Below are 18394 nucleotides of genomic sequence, written 5' to 3'. Positions count from 1 at the left end.
TTGGATCAATCGGTTCGGGTAGGTGAATGTCTTTGCTGCGTTGCGGAGCACACTACGCCCACCGACTTGGGCAGCGAACCAACAATAATTCAGTAGGTTTTCAACTCAAATCGAATAAGCATTGCATCGTTATGGATATGCATATTCAGTGGGACAGCTCGGTGAATACGTCCCAGTTGAAGCGCGTGCGATGACGCAGGCGGGCCAGCGCGCCGCGCTTGCCGCGATTGGTGATCTTCCCGTCGTCGATGCTGCCGAGCGGCAGGCCGGTGTAGGAGTCGCGCAGCGCGTTGAGCAGCGCCAGCCCCTGCGGCCAGGGGCCGTGCCCCGATTCGATGTTGATGTGCCCAGCCAGCCCGATATCGATGAACAGGCTGCCCCAGCAGTCCGCCCAGTGGGCTGTCTGCTCGATGCTGGCCCAAGGATCATTGCCACTTGCCACGACCATGCTCGGTACGCCGATCGGCGAGGTCGGGATCCACTCGGCCAACCCGCTTCTACAGGTGATGTCGCGCGGGTCGCGCAAGCCGAAGGCGGTGAAGCGGTCAGGCTCCGGCGGCGCCACCAGCAGCAGGCCGGCGACCCGTTCCGGGCGATCCGCCGCCGCCACGACCGACGCCAGGCAGCCGTAGCTGTGGGCGACCAGCCACACCACGCCGGCGGCCTCGTCGATCTCGCGCCGCACCTCAGTGGCCCAGCGGGCCAGTACGGGTACATTCCAGTCGATATGGCGCACCCGGCGCACATCGGGCAGTTGTTCTTCCAGCCAGGTTTGCCAGTGCCCTGGGCCGCTGTTGTTGAGTCCGGGAACGATCAGGGTGGTTTGCAGCACGCGAACGCTCCTGCAAAAGGCGGTCTTTCCGCGCCTTGATGAAAAAAAACGCCAGGCTTTGAGGGCCTGGCGCGGTTCAGGTGTATTCCGGCACGAGGGCCGGAACGCCCTCGCCTGTTACTTGACGCTGATCTGGTCGAACACGCCGCCGTCGGCGAAGTGGGTCTTCTGGGCCTTGGTCCAGCCGCCGAAGACTTCGTCGATCTTGAACAGTTTGACCGGGGCGAACTGCTTTGCGTACTTCGCAGCCACCTTGGCATCGGTCGGGCGGTAGTAGTTCTTGCCGGCGATGTCCTGGCCTTCCGGCGAGTACAGGTACTTCAGGTACTCCTCGGCGACCTTGCGGGTGCCGCGCTTGTCGACAACCTTGTCGACCACGGAGACGGGGGGTTCAGCCAGGATGGAGATGGATGGGGTGACGATGTCGAACTTGTCCGGACCGAGCTCCTTGACGGCCAGGTAGGCTTCGTTTTCCCAGGCGATCAGCACGTCGCCGATGCCGCGCTCGGCAAAGGTCGTGGTCGCGCCACGGGCACCGGAGTCCAGCACCTTCACATTGCCGTAGATCTTCTTCACGAAGTCCTTGGCGGTGGCGTCGGTGCCGCCCGGCTGCTTGAGGGCGTAACCCCAGGCGGCCAGGTAGTTCCAGCGGGCGCCGCCGGAGGTCTTCGGGTTCGGGGTGATCACCTCGACGCCGGGCTTGGCCAGGTCGTTCCAGTCCTTGATCTTCTTCGGGTTGCCCTTGCGGACCAGGAAGACGATGGTGGAGGTGTAGGGCGAAGCGTTGTGCGGCAGGCGCTTCTGCCAGTCGGCAGGCACCAGCTTGCCGTTTTCATTGAGAGCGTCGATGTCGGCGGCCAGGGCCAGGGTCACCACGTCGGCCTCGAGGCCATCGATCACCGAGCGGGCCTGCTTGCCGGAACCGCCGTGGGAAGCCTTGACGGTCACGTCTTCCTTGTTCTTGGCCTTCCAGTACTTGGCGAAGGCGGCGTTGTAATCCTGATAGAGCTCACGGGTCGGATCGTAGGACACGTTCAGCAGCGTAACGTCGGCGTGGGCCAGGCTGGACAGGCCGAGAACGAGGGCGAGGGACAACAGGGAACGGCGGGCAAAGCGCGATTTCATTGGACTTCCTATTGACTAACGTTGGTGAAACCGAGTCTAGAGACGAAGATTCGAATGGCGAACCAAGAAAAATTCGTTTGCTTATTCCTGCTGCGGTGAATTCCTATTCAGGGATTTGCCACAGCAGGAAACGCAATCGCTGGGGCTCAGCGGGACGCGCTGGCCTGGCCGATGGCGGTGCGCAGATCGTTCAGGGTGACGACGCGCGGGCCATGCAACGCGGCGATCTGCTCCACGTCCAACCCGAGCTTCTGGATGTTGTCGTAGAGGTTCACCGAGTACGGATTGGGACTGGACGGCGGCGGCACGTTGGCGGCCGTTGGCGTGTAGGCGTCGGCCTCGATGAGGATCTTCTCGGCAGGCAGGTAGATCAGCGCGAAGGCATCGCTATGTCCGCTGCCGGCGATGCTGTGGATCTCGATGCGGCGCTTGCCGTCGCTCAGCACACGCTTGCCTTCCACCGCAGCGAACTGGGCGCCCTTGCGGGACTTGGCCAGGCTGTCCGGGTTGATGCTGCGCTGCGCCCCCCAGATCTTGCGGTAATAGGCCACGTTGGCCGCCGGGGTGACGATGGTGGCGCCCTCATTGACGAAGGTGCGCAGGCCGCCGGAGTGGTCGAAGTGGGCGTGGGTGTTGACCAGGAACTTGATCGGCTTGCCGGGAATGGCCTCCTTGACCTTGGCAATCACGGCCTGGGAGCGCTCCTCGTTCAGCGGCGCCTCGACCACCACCACGTGGTCCCTCTGCTCGATGGCCACGCTGTGGTGGGTGCCGCCGGTCAGGTACAGCACGCCTTCAGCGAGCTTGGTCACCGTCACTGTCGGCGCAACGGGCTTGGCGCTCGCGACTTCGGCCGGAACCGGCAGGTCCACGGCGGGGTTGGCCTTCACGTCGCTGATCTGCAGGTCGAGCACCGGATAGCCGCCCTGCAGACGCTCGATCTGCGACGGGAAGTACAGGTTGCCGAAGTTGCGGTAGCCGAAGAAGCGGGTTTCGACGAGGGTGTCGCCGAGCACTGGATTGTCGACCCAGGTGCGCACTTTCACCACCTGGTTGGCCGCGTTGATGATGCCGACGAAGCGGTAATGACCGTCGACGGTGAAGCTGACCTCCGCCTCGCCGGCCTTGACCACGCTCTTGGCGTTGTTGGCCTGCGCCGCGCGCAGGAAGCCCTGCGGCGTGGACCAGATCTCGGCCAGCCGCTCGGCGAGCGCCGTGGGCTGCGGCGTCGGCGCCGGATTGGCGGCATTGCCGGTGGGCAGGTTCCAGGCGTGGGTGCCGCTGACATACTGGTCGACCTTCTGCTCGACGGGCGCCGGACGCAGGCGACCCGGCTCGATGGTCTGGCTGCGGGTGATCTGCACCCTGGCGCTGGCGCTGTCGTAGTTGAAATCGGCGGCGTAACGGCTCACGTCGAAACGTGGCCAGGCCAGCGTGGGATTCGGTGCCTGGCCGAACTGGAACCACTGGCCCGTGCCGGTCAGGGACAGGGAATGGGTACCCGCAGCATTCAGGGCCTTGACGGCACCCTCCAGGCTTTGTGCCGCCGCCGGCATGCTGGCGGCGAGAGACAGGGCTGCAGTGACACCGATGACGGGAAGTACGACCTTGCGCATGAAACCCCCTGAACATTGGCCCGCGGACGGGCCTTATCGAGTGAATGATGTTCAGGCTTCGGCAAGAAGCATACCCAGGCCCGGCAACCACCCGCGAGGGGTGCGGCCGGACTTTGTTTCTTCAAGGGTTTTGGGTCCGTTCTGCAAGCTGCGTGCAAGCCTGGGCAGAAAGGAACACGGGCTGCTGGATGTTTCGCATCCAGCAGCCCGTGGTGGAATTACAGCAGGCGATGGGCAATTCCGGGCAGCCGGCCGGAACGCGCCAATCAGATCTCGAACCAGCCCGGCAAGGCACGGCGGTAGCGGCGGACCTCAACGAGGGTCGTCGGGACGAGGTCGGTGATGATCTGCCACAGGCGCTCACGGCCCTGCCGCGGCGACCCGACGGCGGCGGTGTTGAGGGTCTCCCAAGCGCGCCAATCGACGTTTTCCATCTCCTCCTTGTCAGCCTCCGGCATGTCGCGGGCGCTGACCTGCATCACCTCCAGACACTCGACGATCTTCTCGTGCAGGGACGGCGAGGCGAACAGGGACTCCCGGTCCCGCCCGGCGGCGCAGCGGACAATCGCCACGCCGGCGTCATGCAGATTTCCGAGCAGCGCGCTGCGCAACACGGCGTTGCCGACCTGGGGAGGCGTTGCCTCATTGGCGCGGCGGGGAACAGGAGAATTGCTCATGTCGATTTTTCCAGTAATACAGCCGGACCAGCCGGGGCCCGCATTCTCGTCCTAATGTATGTACGCAATATGACTCGGCACACGGCTATTCGTAAGCAAGGATTGCACATCGCCGGAGTGGAATTCGGCCAGGAAGCGCCGGATCGCCGGCTCGAAACGCCCGGCATCGATCAGGAAGCCGTCGTGGCCATGCTCGGAATCGATGGCGATCAGGCTGGCCCGCGCCAGCTGGCTGACCAGCGCGAGTTGCTCCTCCGGCACGTACAGCGCATCCGACGGCACCGAACCAACCAACACCGGCTGACGGATCTGTTCCAGCGCCAGCCGGCAGCCGCCCCGCCCACGCCCGATGTCGTGGCTATCCATCGCGTCGAGGAGAATCCGGTAGCTGTGCGCGTCGAAGCGGCGGGTCAGGCTGTCGCCGTGATGGCGCACCCAGCCCTGCACGGCCAGTGCATCCGGATCGACGGCGCGGGCGCCGAAGATCTCCTCGGCCGCGCAGCGCCCGAAACGCCGGGCCAGCGATGCCGGGCTGCGGTAGCCGACCATCGCCATCGCCCGCGCCGCGGCGAGACCCGCCAGCGGCGGATCGGACGGATCGTAATGGCCATTGCGATACTTCGGATCGGCCGCCAGCGCCAAGCGCTGGGCTTCGCTCCAGGCAACGCACCACGGCGAATGGGCCGCCGAGGCGGCGATCGTCACCACCGCACCGACCCGCTGCGGGTCGAGCAGCGCCCACTCCAGCGCCTGCAGGCCGCCCATCGAGCCACCGATCACGAAACGGATGCGCCGGATGCCGAGCGCGTCGGCCAGCGCGATCTGGGCGCGCACCTGGTCGCGGATGGTGATGCGCGGAAAACGCGCGCCCCACGGCTGGCCATCCGGCGCCGGCGTCGTCGGCCCGGTGCTACCGTAGCAGCCGCCGAGCACATTGCTGCACACGATGAACTGGCTACTCGGATCGAGCGCCCTGCCCTTGCCGAACAGCGGCGCCCACCATTCGTCGGCATCCGCCGAGCCGGTCAGGGCGTGGCAGACGATCACCGCGTTATCGGCCCGCGCCGATAGCTGGCCCCAGGTCCGGAAAGCGATCTGCGCGCCGGGCAGGGTCTCCCCCGACTCCAGCGCGAAGTCGCTCCCCATCTGGAACACGCGGGTCTGGTCGGAGAGGCGCACAGCGCTCATGCCGCCGCTTCCAGCCCGGCCCGACGCAGCGCGTGGTCGAAGTCGGCCTTGATGTCCTCGATGTGCTCGATGCCCACCGACACACGGACCAGGTCCGGCCGCACGCCGGCACTCTTCTGCTCGGCTTCCGACAGTTGCTGGTGGGTGGTGGACGCCGGGTGGATCACCAGCGTCTTGGCGTCGCCGACGTTGGCCAGGTGGCTGGCCAGTTCCACGTTGTCGATGAAGGTCCGCGCCGCGTTGGCGCCGCCCTTGATGCCGAAGTTGAGCACCGCGCCGAAACCGTTGCGCAGGTACTTCTTAGCCAGTTCGTGGTACGGGCTGTCTTCGAGGCCGTTGTATTCGACCCACGCCACCTGCGGATGGGCCTTCAGCCAGTGGGCCAGCTCAAGGGTGTTTTCCAGGTGGCGCTGCACGCGCAGGGACAAGGTCTCGACGCCCTGCAGCAGCTGAAAGGCGTTGAACGGCGACAGGCTCGGGCCGATGTCGCGCAGGCCTTCGACGCGGGCGCGGATCGCGAAGGCGATGTTGCCGAAGGGGCCGCCGCTGCCGAACACTTCCCAGAAATTGAGGCCGTGGTAGCCCGGCGCCGGCTCGGTGAACAGCGGGAACTTGCCGTTGCCCCAGTCGAACCTGCCGGAATCGACGATCACGCCGCCGATGGACGTGCCATGGCCACCAATCCACTTGGTGGCCGACTCGACGACGATGTCGGCACCGTGGTCGATCGGCCGGGCGATGTAGCCGCCGGCGCCGAAGGTGTTGTCGACGATCAGCGGAATTCCCGCCTCGTGGGCGATCTGCGCCAGCGCCTCGAAATCCGGGATGTTGAAGCGCGGGTTGCCGATGGTCTCCACGTACAAGGCCTTGGTGTTGGCGTCGATGGCGCGGCGGAAGTCCTCCGGGTCGTCGCCCTCGACGAACTTCACGTCGATGCCGAGGCGCGGTAGCGTGACCTTGAACTGGTTGTAGGTTCCGCCATACACGTAGCTGGTGGACACGATGTTGTCGCCGGCCTGGGCGATGGTGGTGATGGCCAGGAACTGGGCGGCCTGGCCAGAACTCGTGGCCACCGCCGCGACGCCGCCTTCGAGCGCGGCGATGCGCTGCTCGAAGACGTCGGTGGTGGGGTTCATGATGCGGGTGTAAATGTTGCCGAACTCCTTCAGCGCGAACAGGCGCGCGCCGTGGTCGGCGTCATTGAAGGTGTAGGACGTGGTCTGGTAGATCGGCACCGCGCGGGCATTGGTACCCGGCGCGGGCTGCTGCCCGGCATGCACCTGCAGGGTTTCAAAGCGGTAGGCGGCTTTGCGGTCGGTCATGGCGGCACTCCCTCGAGTCTTGGATCGAAGCGCATCCTGGCCCGCCCTGCGCCGGCTTCCGGCAGCCCCACCCCAGCATTGGGGGGAGCTGCAACCGGCTTGGATGTGTGCAGAACCTGGCGCGGGCCAGCCTGCATCTGAAGGTCTCGACTCTAGCCCCGCCGCCGCGAGGCCCAAACCAAGCAATTCTTATGTACTTTGCAAGCCCGCACTGGATTGCATTGCATTCTTACATCGCTCGTCACCGCGCCATGCACAGCATTGCATCAGCCCTGCCAAGGCTGGGCCGGCGAGCCGCTCCAGGCGGTCTGGGCCGGGAGGCTTTCCCCCTTCATGACCAGGGTCAGCGGCCCGAGCCGCACGCCATCGCCGATCCGGGTGTCGTACAGCACAGTGCCGCGTACACCGACCGTCACCTGGGCGCCGATGTCGATACGGCCGATCTTCATGATGCGGTCTTCGAACAGGTGGGTCTGCGGCCCCGACCAGGCATTCAGTTCGGCCTGGTCGCCGATCGTCACGCAGTCGAACTCGGTGATGTCGGTCGTATCCATATAGACGCCGCGCCCGGTACGCACGCCGATCAGGCGCAAAACCACCGGCAGCATCGGCGTGCCGCGCAGGTACTCAAGGAAATTGGGGACAGCAATGGACTCATAAACGCTGGTCACCGCCTCGCTGACCCACACGAAGGGGGTCCACATCGGCACGGCACGTGGGCGATAGCGGCCGATCAGCAACCACTTGAGCAGCACCACCAGCAGATAGCCGCCGATGCCGTAGCAGATCCCCGCCAGGCTCAGCTGCCAGGACAGCTTGAACCAGTTCTCATCGGCAGCAGCCGGCATGGCGGCGAGCACGATCACGTAGCCGACGCCGATGATCAGGGACAGGGGAATCAGGATGCGCGCCGCTTCAACGATGCCGCGGCCGATGCGCCGCCAGATGGACGGGCGGAAGGTCAGCGCGTCCGGGAAGCCCATCACCTCCTCGCGGGACGGCAGCTCCAGCGCCGGCGAGCCAAGCCAGGTCTGGCCCGGAACCATCCTCTCGGTGGCAGGCGCCTTCGACTGCACGCCGAGCAGCACGCCCGGCGGCAGCGTGGTGCCGTCCGGCACGTAGGCGCCATTGCCGACGAAGCTGCGCTGGCCGATCACCGTGTTGTCCACCGACATCCAGCCGGCGTCGATCTTCTCGTCGCCGAGCATCACCGCATCGGCGATGAAGGCTTCGTCGCCGAGGGTCAGCATGTCCGGCACGATACCCATCGCGGTGGAGATTTCCGCGTCGCGACCGATCTTGGCGCCGAGCAGGCGATACCACACCGGCGCGTAGATCGTCGCATACACCCCGTGCAGCACGTTGAGGCTGGCCACCTGGATCTGGTTGGCCAGCCATTTTCGGCAATACACGTTGCTATGCACCGGCCAGGTGCCCGGCAGCAGGCGCGGCAGCACCAGCCAGCGAATGGCGGCGGCAATCAGCGCAGTGCTGATGACCAGCACGCTGCTCGCCGGCAGTGCCAGCAGTGTGTAGCGCATGACCGCCCACAAATAGCCATGCGCGCCGGCCGCCGCCGGATCGAAGGCCCCGTCGTCGAGGGCATCGATCAGCACGAAGGTCGGGAAGATCGGTAGGAAGAACAGCAAGGCCGTCATGGCGGCCCCCAAGCCGAAGAAGACCGCCTCCAGCTTCCGGCGCAGGGCACTGACCGGGGGCCGAACCAGCCTTTCCTTATCCGTCAGGTGGCGCACGTAACGGGCCGGCGATCCGTCCCAGACCTCCCGTTCACCGATCCGCCCCCCCCGCGGCAAGGCCGCCAGACCTTCGAGGCGGCCAAAGGGGGCAACTGCCGTATCGTCCTCCAGCACCGCGTAGGAGCCCACATTGCTTTCCGCGCCGATGTCGATGGCGCCGACGATCAGTTCCCCCCCCTCGACCCGCACGTTCTCCAGGTTGACCTGGGAGCCGATGCTCGCACCATCGCCGACGGACAGCAGCCAGGGCTGGCGGATCGTCACCGAGCCGATCACCACATCCCGGCCGATGCGCGCCCCGAGGGCACGCAGATAGCCGCAGTAAAGGGATGAGCCGGACAGCAGGTAGGCCGGTGCGGTCTGTTGCAGCCGGTCGGCCAGCCACCAGCGGAAATAGGTAGGGCCCCACAGGGGATAGCGGCCAGGGCGGATACCGAGCAGCAAGGTCCGGCTGCTGATCACGGCCGCACCGAAGTTGACCAGATAGGTGCCGAGGAAGACCAGCATCGACGCACCCATCGCACGCCACACGCTGTCCCCCGGATCACCGGTGAAGAAGTGGTAGGTGAAGAACGGCGCCAGCCAGTTGAGGATGTGCAGACCGATCATGAACGGCAGCGTCACTGCCTGCGCAAGACCGCACAGCAGGCGCCGCAGCGGGGGCACCTGCACATAGGATCGGGCACGGGTGGCCGTCTGGCGGCGAGCCCCCTCCTCCATCGCAACCGCGATGTCGGCCACCCGCCTCTGGCAATAAACGTCCCGTACTGTCATTCCGGCGAAGCGCGGATCTGTCCGCAGTGCCGACACCAGTCGCGCGGCCAGCAAGGAATGACCACCGAGGTCGTTGAAGAAATCGCTGTCCCGGCGGATAGCCAGCCCCGGAAAAAGACGGGCCAGACCGGCGAACAGCGCGACTTCGGTCTCGCTGGCCGGCTGGTCGGACTCTGCAGCCGTAGCCGGCACGCTCATCGGCAAGGCACGCAGGGCCTTGCGGTCGATCTTGCCGGAGGTCAGGCGGGGAATCACCTCGATCAGTTCGAAGTGGCTGGGCACCATGTAGGACGGCAAGGTCTCACGCAGATGAGCGCGCAAGGCGGCGACCTCCAGCCGCTCGATGTCCGCGGCCATGATGTAGGCGACCAGTTGCTCAACCTCACCGACCGGCTTTAACACCACGGCCGCCGTCGCATTGACAAGCCGGCGCGTCAGGGCAGCCTCGATCTCGCCCAGTTCGACGCGGAAGCCGCGCACCTTGACCTGATCGTCGACCCGCCCCAGGCATTCCACCCGCCCCTCCGCGTCGATGCGCGCCAAATCGCCGGTCCGGTAGAGGCGTGCTTCATGAGCCGCTTCCGCCCACGGATTGACCCTGAACTTCTCGCTGGTCAACTCGGGGCGCCCCAGATAACCATCCGCCACCCCTGGGCCAAAGATGCACAGCTCGCCGGTTTCCCCTGCGGGCAGCAGATTCATGCCGGCATCGACGACCAGCAGACCGTAGTTGGGCAACGGCCGGCCGATCGTCACCGCCTCGCCCGGCGTCAGCGTGGTGATACTGGCCGACACCGTCGCCTCCGTCGGACCGTAGGTATTGAAGACCTGACGCTCTGGCGTTGCCCAGCGGTCGGCCACGGACTGCGGGCAGGCCTCGCCCCCCAGATTGATCAGGCGCAGGCCAGGCACATCGGTCGCAAACAGGGCCAGCAAGGTCGGCACCGCGTGGAGCACGGTGATGCCCTGCTCCTGCAGGGCTTTTGGCAAGGCATCCGGGTCAGCGGTGATCTCCTGCGGCGCAATCCACAGGCTCGCACCAACCAGGTAGGCGATCCAGATCTCCTCGAAAGACATGTCAAAGGCGACCGAGAAACCCTGGTAGATGCGGTCCTCGGCCCGGATGCCGAGCACGTCGTTCTCGCTGCGCAGGAAATGGCAGATCGCCCGCTGGCTGATCGGCACCCCTTTGGGCGTTCCCGTCGATCCGGAGGTGTAGATCACGTACGCGGGATCATCCGGACTGACACCGTCACGGCGGCACAGCGGCTGCCCGGCGCCGCCCAGCAGTGCAGCCGGAGACCAGACCGGGCAGGTGACGCCCGCCACCGATCTGTCGGTAATCAAACCCGCGCCGCGCGCATCCTGCAGACACACGGCGACGCGCTCAGCCGGCGCATCCGCGTCGAACGGCAGCCAGGCCGCGCCGGTCTTGGCGATGGCAAGTTGTGCGACCAACAGATCGACGCCCCTCGGCAACCACAGGCCCAGAATGTCGCCAGGCCGCACGCCGGCCATGATGAGATGATGGGCTACCAGGTCCGCCCGCTCGTCGAGCACGCGGTAAGTGAGGCTCTCCGTTCCCCAGATCAGCGCCGGACGTTCTGGATGACGGCTCGCCGTCGCCTCGAAAAGGTCTGCAAGGGTTTCTTCAAGAAGAAGATCCGGTCGGAAAGTGCCTTTGACTATCATCGGAGATCAGCAGAGTCGGTCATTCCCTGTCCTCGTCGCCGAGGATGAGCGCAGCGATACGCAGCGGAGGTGCTCCGGCTACGGCAGGGATTCACGGGAGGTGGATACGGCGGACGAGGTGTCGGGAGAATCGACTTGTTCTTATAGTCGCGCCCCCTTGCAACAGCCTGACCAGATGTCCGCTCAAGCAGCCAAGGGAATGAACAGCGGGAAGCGGGCGTCGATACCATCGCCATTAAGCCGTATTTGCCAATTTCGGCGGCAGAAAACAAAAATGGAGCAAAGCCTATTTTGACTTTGCTCCATTTTTGTTTGAGTGCAAATAAGAATCTTATTTGCCTCGGAATTGGTGGTCGGGGAAAGAGGATTCGAACCTCCGGCCCCTGCGTCCCGAACGCAGTGCTCTACCAGGCTGAGCTATTCCCCGACTCTTTACTGCTGAATTAGCGCTGATTTGCTAACTCTCTAAAACAACAAGTCGTTAATTATACAGTTAATTTCGACTTTGTAAAGCTATTTTTGAAACTTTTTCGCCTCGCACTAGAAATTAATATTTCCGTGCAACTGCGAACGAAGACAATTGTATCAACGATTCTTTAAAAATGGAAGAGGGAAGTTGATTAAGTGCATTAAGGGCAAGTTGCGCCTCTTCTTCAGCCACTTTACGGGTGGCTTCAATCGCACCGGATTCGCGAATGGCGCTGAGCACCACCGCAAAGTCATCACGGCCACCATTTTCAATAGCCTTACGCACGCAGGCGGCTTGCTCCGGCGTACCGTGCTGCATCACGTGAATCAACGGCAAGGTCGGCTTGCCTTCCGCGAGGTCGTCACCAATATGCTTGCCGGTATCCGCTTCTTCGCCGGAATAATCCAACACGTCGTCGATCAATTGGAAGGCGGTCCCAATATGCATACCAAAGGCAGCGAGGGAATCTTCCAGTTCCTGACTGACACCACCCAGAATGCCGCCGAGTCGGGCTGCTGCCTCAAATAGCTTGGCCGTTTTGTAACGGATCACCCGCAGGTAATCTTCGATCTCGACGTCGGCGTTATGGCAATTGAGCAACTGCAGGACTTCGCCTTCGGCAATCACGTTGGTGGCATCGGCAAGGACGCGCATCACCTTCATGTTGTCGGTGCCGACCATCATCTGGAAAGCACGGGAATACAGGAAATCCCCGACCAACACAGAAGCCGCATTGCCGAACAATGCATTGGCCGTCTTGTTGCCGCGGCGCAATTCGGACTCGTCGACCACATCGTCGTGCAGCAATGTTGCCGTGTGAATGAATTCCACGACCGCCGCCAATTCACGATGATAGGAGCCCTGATAACCGGCAGCGCCAGCCGTGAACAAGACCATGGCTGGACGCAGTCTCTTGCCGCCACTACCGATGATGTACTCGGCCACCTGGCGAATGAGGACCACGTCAGAGTAAAGGCGATCCCTTATGACGGCATCGAGCGCCTTCATGTCTTCGGCGATCGGCGCGTAAAGCTGCGTGAGAGACAAGACCGTGCCCAGATTAGGAAAAACGCGATGTTAGGGGCCGACTGCAGCGGCGTCAAGCCGACCCGATCAAGTAATGCAACACTCCGTTGCCAGCGGAAGGAGGAGATCGGGGCGATCGGAAAACACGCCAGCAACGCCCCAGTCAAGCAGGCGCCGCGCCTCGTCGAAAGCATTGACCGTGTAGACCATGACAGCCAACTTGGCTTCGCGGACAGCGTCGACATCCGCCGCGGTCAGCCCTTCCCGCGACAGGTTGAGTGCCACACAGGACAGCTTCCGCGCCATCGCCAGTGCGGCAGGACTGTATGAGCCAACCAGCAGAGCCCTAGACAGGTGGGGCACTTCCGCAATGGCGGCCTCCAGGGCCTCCACCGAGAAAGACGACAGCAGGACCTGTGGCCCATCGGCTCCGGCATCGATGGCGCGCAGACAGCGCCCCACGACCTGGCCGGTTTGCCGCTCCTTGCCGGCGGCCGGCTTGATCTCCACATTGGCGGCCAGCCGGAGGCTTCGGCAACGCTCCAGCGCCGCGCCAAATGCTGGGATGGCTTCACCGGCATAAGCAGGATGGAAGTGGCTCCCCACATCCACGCCTGCCAGTTCCGCCGCGCCCAGTTCGGCAACGTGCCCCGGACGGCCAGCAGTCCGGTCCAGGGTTTCGTCGTGGATCAGAACCGGCTGCCCGTCAGCGGACAGCATCACGTCGAACTCCACTGCCTGGCACCCCAGTCGGGCGGCAATCTCAAGGCCAGCCAGGGTGTTCTCCGGCGCCAGCGCGCCACCGCAACGGTGCACCACCAGCGCCGGCCACGCCCAGCCAGCCATGATCACGGAGCCTCGCTCAGTCCAGCGCCCGCGACCGCGCCACGGCGGTATCGAGGGCCAGCTTGGACGGCTTGCGGTCTTCCCAGACGGACTCCAGTTCCTCCTCGATGATCCGGCGCACAGCAGCGCGTTGCGGATAGCTGCTGGCCCGCGACACGGAAGTCACCGGCTTGTGGGACAGTTGCTGCACGCCGATGCGGATGGCAGCCAGATCGCCCGCCAGCAGGCGGCTTTCAGACGCCAGCAGGCCAGCGCGATTGAGGGGTAGATAACCGGCGGTACGCTGCCATTCCACCTGGCTCTCACTGCTCAGCCAGAAGCTCACGAAACGGGCGACCGCCTTGTACTCGGCCGGCTTCTTACCCGCGCCAATCCACAGGGCGGGACCATCAGCAAGGGTGTTCTGCGGCGCACCGTAATAGTCCTCGTGGTACGGCAGGGTCGCCACTCCGACCTCGAAACCAGCCTGACGCTGCAGGGTCGGGAAGGCGGCTGACGGCGCGGTCAGCACTGCACACTCCCCCTTCGCGAAACGCTCCGTAGCTTCGTCTTCACGGCCGAAGAGGTGCAGGTAACGGGCCTTCACCCACGAAGAGAGCATCGCCACATGCTTGACTTCAAGCATGCCGTTGATGGTCAGGCTGGCCTTCTTGCCTTCGGCAACGACCGGCTCGTTGTGCCAGGCGCTCATGTTTTCAACCAGGATCCAGGCGGGCTGAGCCGTGGTGTATGGGCAGGTGGCGCCATGGGCAACCAGTTGACCGAGGGTCTTCTGCAGCGCCTGCCAGGTTTTGGGCGCGTTGTCCGGATCAACGCCGGCGTCGCGGAAGGCCTGCTTGTTGTAGAACATCACCGGGGTGGACAAGCCAACCGGCAGCGCAACCAGGCGATTGGCGCTATCGAGCGGCGTCGGCGTCATCATGGGCGGGGCCTTCAGGGTCTCCAAACGCTCACCCGCCTCTTTCATGACCTGATACAGCGGACGATAACGCGGTGCGCCGGTCAGGAAGCCGGGCAGATCCCGCTCCCCGAGGATCATCATGTCCGGCAAAGCGCCGTCGTTCCAGCGGCGCTCGCGCACCACGACCTTAACCGCCGGGTTGGTCGCGTTGTAACGATCGACCAGTTTCTGCAACTGCTCACCCTTGTCGGCACCCAAGCTATGCACCAGCTCGACTTCCTTCACAGCCGCGTCCGCCGGTGCGGCGCGGGGGGATGCCTGGGGCTTGGCGGCCGGCTGCGATTTGGCAGCGGCCATGACCGGGGAGACGCACAAAGCGCCGAAAGCCGCCACCAGGGCGGAACGACTCAAGATATTCATGGGGAAGGGGTCCATCAACAGGAAGACGCAAATCAGGCATCGATTATAGTAAGAAGCGCCCTGCTCCGCCGCCCGGATTCGTGACAAGACGTTCAAGTCCCGGACCGGAGGGCCGTTGACGAAGCAAATGCAACGCGATCAGCGAGCCATGAAGAAATCCCCTCTGCGTCTCATGCTTACGATAGTCGGAGCAGCCGCCTTGCTCGGTGGCTGCGAACGGCTGGGCATCCCCGACCCCACCAAGACCGCAGCCCAGGCAGAATCCGAAGGGAAAGCCATCGGCAGCGCCTGCCGCCACGCCGGGCGGGCCATAGAGGATTGTTTCACGCTGAATCCGAATGCCTCGAAGGCCGCCGTCTTCGCTGGCTGGAAGGAGATGAACGACTACATGGCGGAGAACAAGATCTCCGAGGTCTCTCCGCAACTGCCGCCACCCGCACCGCCGATTCCCCCTGGAACGAAACCCGCCAAGGCCAAGCGTGCCGACGCCGAAACCCAGGACGAAGACAAGACCAGCCAGGACAGCAGCAAGGAAGACAGCGACACCGACGAAAAGCCGCGCAAGCGCCGCCGCGCAAGCGAGTGACGGAAGCCGGCGGCCCTCAGCCGGCGGAAGCCCCGGAATTGCCTTCCGGTAGACCCCGCCACCAGTCGATGAATGCATCGACCGTCATCGCCGGCGCATAAAGGAAGCCCTGCGCGCAATCACAGCCCATGTCGGCCAGTACACCCTCGGTTTCCACGCTCTCGACGCCTTCGGCCACCACCTCCAGACCGAAGGCATGGGCAATCCGCACCATCAGTTCGACGATCGCACGGTCGCTGGCCGACTGAGCGATACGCTCGACGAAGGACTTGTCGATCTTGAGCTCGTCCACGGGCAGACGACGCAGATAATCCATGGACGAGTAACCCGTTCCGAAATCGTCCAGCGCAACGCGACCACCGGCCATCTTCAAGGCCTCCAGCGTCCGCACCGACATACCTTCGCTGGACACCAGGCCGCCTTCGGTCAGCTCGAAGCACAGTCTTGCGGGGTCGATCCTCCAGGTCTCGCAGGTCTGCCTGATGAATAACGGCAATTCCGGATCCTTCAGGTCCTCGGCCACGAGATTCGCCGAAATTCGCAGGGGGCAAGCCACGGCATCCAGCGCGGCCAGGCTCTGGGCCGCCTGCTGGATCACCCAGCGCGACAGGTCGGCCATCAGTCCCAGGCGCTCGAACACCTGGAGGATCCGTGCCGGCGACACCACCTTTCCCTTGGCGTCGGTCCAGCGCAGCAGGGCCTCGGCACCGACCGGGCGCCGGGATGGCAGCGCCACCTGCGGTTGCAGGTAGAGCTGGAACTGACGCGCCTCGAACGCCCTCGCCACCTCAGTCTCGAAATGCGCATCGCCATCGGCCTGACGAGCCACATCCTGGCAATACACATCGAACAGTTGCCCCGAGCGCCTGGCTACATTCACAGCCATGCGCGCCGCCTTCTCCAGCCCCAATACGTCACGGGCCTGTTCGGGCGCCCAACTGCCACCCGCACAGAAGCGGCCGCGCAAAACCGGAAAGGCGTTGCTGCGGGCCGCTTCGCAGGCATCGACCAGTTTGTAAGCGGCCAGCGACACCTGAGCCGGACTACGCAGATCGGGCAGGATCACCGCCCACTCAGCATTTCCCAGCGCGCAAAGAATGTCGCGCGGTCGTAAAACAGCCCGCATCGCGTCCGACAAGGCGAGACGGAGGTGGTCCTGCTCGTCCAGCGCCAGCACATCGGCCGCACACCCCCACTCCGCGGCCACTACCACCAGTCCGAGCACGCTTTCCGCACCGGCCTTGCGCAGGTGCTCGTCGAGCAGGCCGAGAAAGCGCCGCCGGTTGGGGATGCCGAGGACCGGATCGCCGTCCTCGGCACAGATCCGGAATGCCTGCTCCTGGTCAACGGTCGCCTCGGCCAGCACCCCGCCCAAGCAGCAGCCCAGGCGTATAAGCGCCGCATGGATGTCCAGCTCGAGACGATGGGCCACACCGCGCTCACCGACCAATTGGGCCTGGCACTCCGCAAGTAGCGACTCAATCGCCAGGAAAGGCAATTCAGTCACTGCCCCCGCCAGGTAGCAGTCGAGCCAGCTCCCGATCAGATTCTGCAGCCAGCGCGGGGAAAAATCCCACTCAGCAAAACGGGACAAACGAGCACAAAAGACCTCCAGCGACAGCCCCGCCTCCGCACAGTGGCCAAAACGCCCGGCGAGCCCCGCTTCCAGGGCCCCGGAATCGACAATCCGTCCGAAAGCCCGGATCGCCGCTTGCTCGGCCACACCAATGCCATAACGCAGCAACAAGCACCCGAGCGCCTCCCCGTCGAGAGGAGGCAAAAGCCGGCCGCCGGAGCGCAGGGTCGGTGTATTCATGCCAGATAGAATTCGGAAGGAACCACGCCATACGCGCCGGGCGGCAAGGCCTTGACGATGAAGTACTGCTCGCCCACCGCGCCGGGCCGGTCGTACAGCAGATCCACCGTCTGCGGATAGGCGTTCGGCTTCTTGTCCGGTCCGAGCAGGATCATGACCTTGGGCTTGAGGCGGCGGATGCGGTTCTGGGCGACAACGACGGCCACCTCGCCCGAATTGAGCTCAACCAGCGTGCCAACTGGATAGAGACCAATGCACTGCACAAACTGGTCGACGAGGCTTTCGGAGAAGCGGGTGCCACGCTGCACGCGCACCGCATCAAGGGCTGACTGGGAGCTCTCGGCCGGCCCATACGGGCGTTCGCGGGTCAACGCGCAATAGACATCGCAGATCCCTGAGATCTCGGCCATGATGCCCACCGCCTCGCCACGCAGGCCCTTTGGGTAGCCGCTCCCATCGACCCGTTCATGATGCCTGGCCACGATCTCGAGCATCAGTGGAGTCACGCGGGCCGAAGCAGAAAGGATCTGCAGCGAATAGTCCACGTGGGTCTTGAAGATCTCGTACTCCATCGGCGTCAGACTGCCCGGCTTGTGCAGCAGACGATGAGGCAGCCTCAGCTTGCCCACGTCCTGCATCATGCCGGCCATGCCCAGGGTCGCAATGGCATCTTCGCCGAGGCCGAGAGCCCGTCCGAAGATCATCACGTGGGCCGCCACATCGAGGGAATGATCGTAGCTGTAACGGTCCGTCTGCTTGAGGCGCAGCAGCCACAACAGTGCGTCCGGGTTGCGGGCGACACTCAGCACCATTTCCGCCACCACGCTGCGCACCCGCTCAAGATCCGGGTTGAGGCTGCGCTGGACATCGCTGGCAATCTGCTCAAGCACGCCCTGGGCACGCTCGACGACGGGCAACGCAACCGCAATCTCCGTTTCGAGAGGCGTATCCATTCCCGCGGCCTGGACCTCAGGCGCAACGACCGCGTGGTCGTCGCTATCGCCGTCGTCCTGCTCCGCCAGCCCTCCCGCGCGCAGCGCCCTCAGCAGAGCAAAGAAATCGAGCGGCCGCCTCCTGGCCACTAACTCCGCCTGCAAGGCGCCAGGGCCGCGCCGCGCTCCCCGCGGCGTCTCGGGCTCCTGCGGCTCGGCCCGCCAGGCATCACCGACCGAGCGGCTCCGGTCCACATAGACAAAGCGGCATTCCTTCTGCACCTGCTCGAGCATTGCGACATCCTCGATCAGGAAGCCCTGCAGCAGGAACGAGGACTCCAGCCACGGGCGATCCAACTCGGCCACGAACATGCCGATGATCAGATCACGGGCCGCGACGATTTCCCTCAACACA

The 18394-nt window shown here is 64.5% G+C and carries 13 protein-coding genes and 1 tRNA gene; 1 reads left to right on the top strand and 13 read right to left on the bottom strand.

What is annotated here, in order from left to right; genetic code table 11:
* Window positions 1–145: 145 nt before the first annotated feature.
* The 11 genes from ACE3RX_RS15670 to ACE3RX_RS15620 form a co-directional block, all read right to left on the bottom strand.
* Window positions 146–832 (bottom strand): RBBP9/YdeN family alpha/beta hydrolase, encoded by a 687-nt coding sequence (locus tag ACE3RX_RS15670; protein WP_374485712.1) that lies wholly within the window; start codon window positions 830–832, stop codon window positions 146–148.
* A 117-nt stretch (window positions 833–949) separates the two neighbouring features.
* Window positions 950–1957: a sulfate ABC transporter substrate-binding protein gene (locus ACE3RX_RS15665; RefSeq protein ID WP_374485710.1), complete on the bottom strand. Its 1008-nt coding sequence runs from the start codon at window positions 1955–1957 to the stop codon at window positions 950–952.
* 146 nt (window positions 1958–2103) lie between these two features.
* Entirely contained in the window at window positions 2104–3573 is a 1470-nt protein-coding gene (locus ACE3RX_RS15660) for an MBL fold metallo-hydrolase (RefSeq protein ID WP_374485706.1), read from the bottom strand.
* 266 nt (window positions 3574–3839) lie between these two features.
* Complete coding sequence (locus ACE3RX_RS15655) at window positions 3840–4250, bottom strand: hypothetical protein (protein ID WP_374485702.1); 411 nt, start codon at window positions 4248–4250, stop codon at window positions 3840–3842.
* A gap of 51 nt (window positions 4251–4301) precedes the next feature.
* Window positions 4302–5438, bottom strand: a complete 1137-nt coding sequence (gene metX, locus ACE3RX_RS15650) for a homoserine O-acetyltransferase (RefSeq protein ID WP_374485699.1) — start codon at window positions 5436–5438, stop codon at window positions 4302–4304.
* On the bottom strand, window positions 5435–6760 hold the full coding sequence (locus tag ACE3RX_RS15645) for an O-acetylhomoserine aminocarboxypropyltransferase/cysteine synthase family protein (RefSeq protein ID WP_374485694.1): 1326 nt from the start codon (window positions 6758–6760) through the stop codon (window positions 5435–5437). Before ACE3RX_RS15645 ends, metX begins: the two co-directional genes overlap by 4 nt.
* 266 nt (window positions 6761–7026) lie before the next feature.
* Window positions 7027–10983 (bottom strand): Pls/PosA family non-ribosomal peptide synthetase, encoded by a 3957-nt coding sequence (locus tag ACE3RX_RS15640; RefSeq protein ID WP_374485692.1) that lies wholly within the window; start codon window positions 10981–10983, stop codon window positions 7027–7029.
* Between the two features lie 350 nt (window positions 10984–11333).
* A tRNA-Pro gene (locus ACE3RX_RS15635) sits at window positions 11334–11410 on the bottom strand.
* Window positions 11411–11530: 120 nt separating this feature from the next.
* Window positions 11531–12499 carry an octaprenyl diphosphate synthase gene (gene ispB, locus ACE3RX_RS15630; RefSeq protein ID WP_374485690.1) on the bottom strand — a complete coding sequence of 323 codons (969 nt, stop codon included), beginning with the start codon at window positions 12497–12499 and terminating at the stop codon, window positions 11531–11533.
* A 66-nt stretch (window positions 12500–12565) separates the two neighbouring features.
* On the bottom strand, window positions 12566–13324 hold the full coding sequence (gene ugpQ, locus ACE3RX_RS15625) for a glycerophosphodiester phosphodiesterase (RefSeq protein WP_374485685.1): 759 nt from the start codon (window positions 13322–13324) through the stop codon (window positions 12566–12568).
* A gap of 16 nt (window positions 13325–13340) precedes the next feature.
* Window positions 13341–14645, bottom strand: a complete 1305-nt coding sequence (locus tag ACE3RX_RS15620; protein ID WP_374485683.1) for an extracellular solute-binding protein — start codon at window positions 14643–14645, stop codon at window positions 13341–13343.
* A 148-nt stretch (window positions 14646–14793) separates the two neighbouring features.
* Between ACE3RX_RS15620 and ACE3RX_RS15615 the strand changes: the two genes are divergently transcribed.
* Complete coding sequence (locus ACE3RX_RS15615) at window positions 14794–15231, top strand: hypothetical protein (RefSeq protein WP_374485681.1); 438 nt, start codon at window positions 14794–14796, stop codon at window positions 15229–15231.
* Window positions 15232–15247: 16 nt separating this feature from the next.
* On the opposite strand, the gene ACE3RX_RS15610 is transcribed toward ACE3RX_RS15615, so the two are convergent.
* Entirely contained in the window at window positions 15248–17047 is a 1800-nt protein-coding gene (locus ACE3RX_RS15610) for a putative bifunctional diguanylate cyclase/phosphodiesterase (protein WP_374485679.1), read from the bottom strand.
* Window positions 17044–18390 (bottom strand): HD-GYP domain-containing protein, encoded by a 1347-nt coding sequence (locus tag ACE3RX_RS15605; RefSeq protein WP_374485677.1) that lies wholly within the window; start codon window positions 18388–18390, stop codon window positions 17044–17046. Before ACE3RX_RS15605 ends, ACE3RX_RS15610 begins: the two co-directional genes overlap by 4 nt.
* Between the last annotated feature and the right edge of the window lie 4 nt (window positions 18391–18394).

Source organism: Zoogloea sp. (assembly GCF_041914405.1).
In the GTDB taxonomy this organism is placed as follows: domain Bacteria; phylum Pseudomonadota; class Gammaproteobacteria; order Burkholderiales; family Rhodocyclaceae; genus Zoogloea.
Note: the sequence above shows the minus strand (reverse complement) of the source record. Positions and strands in the feature narration are given on the sequence as shown.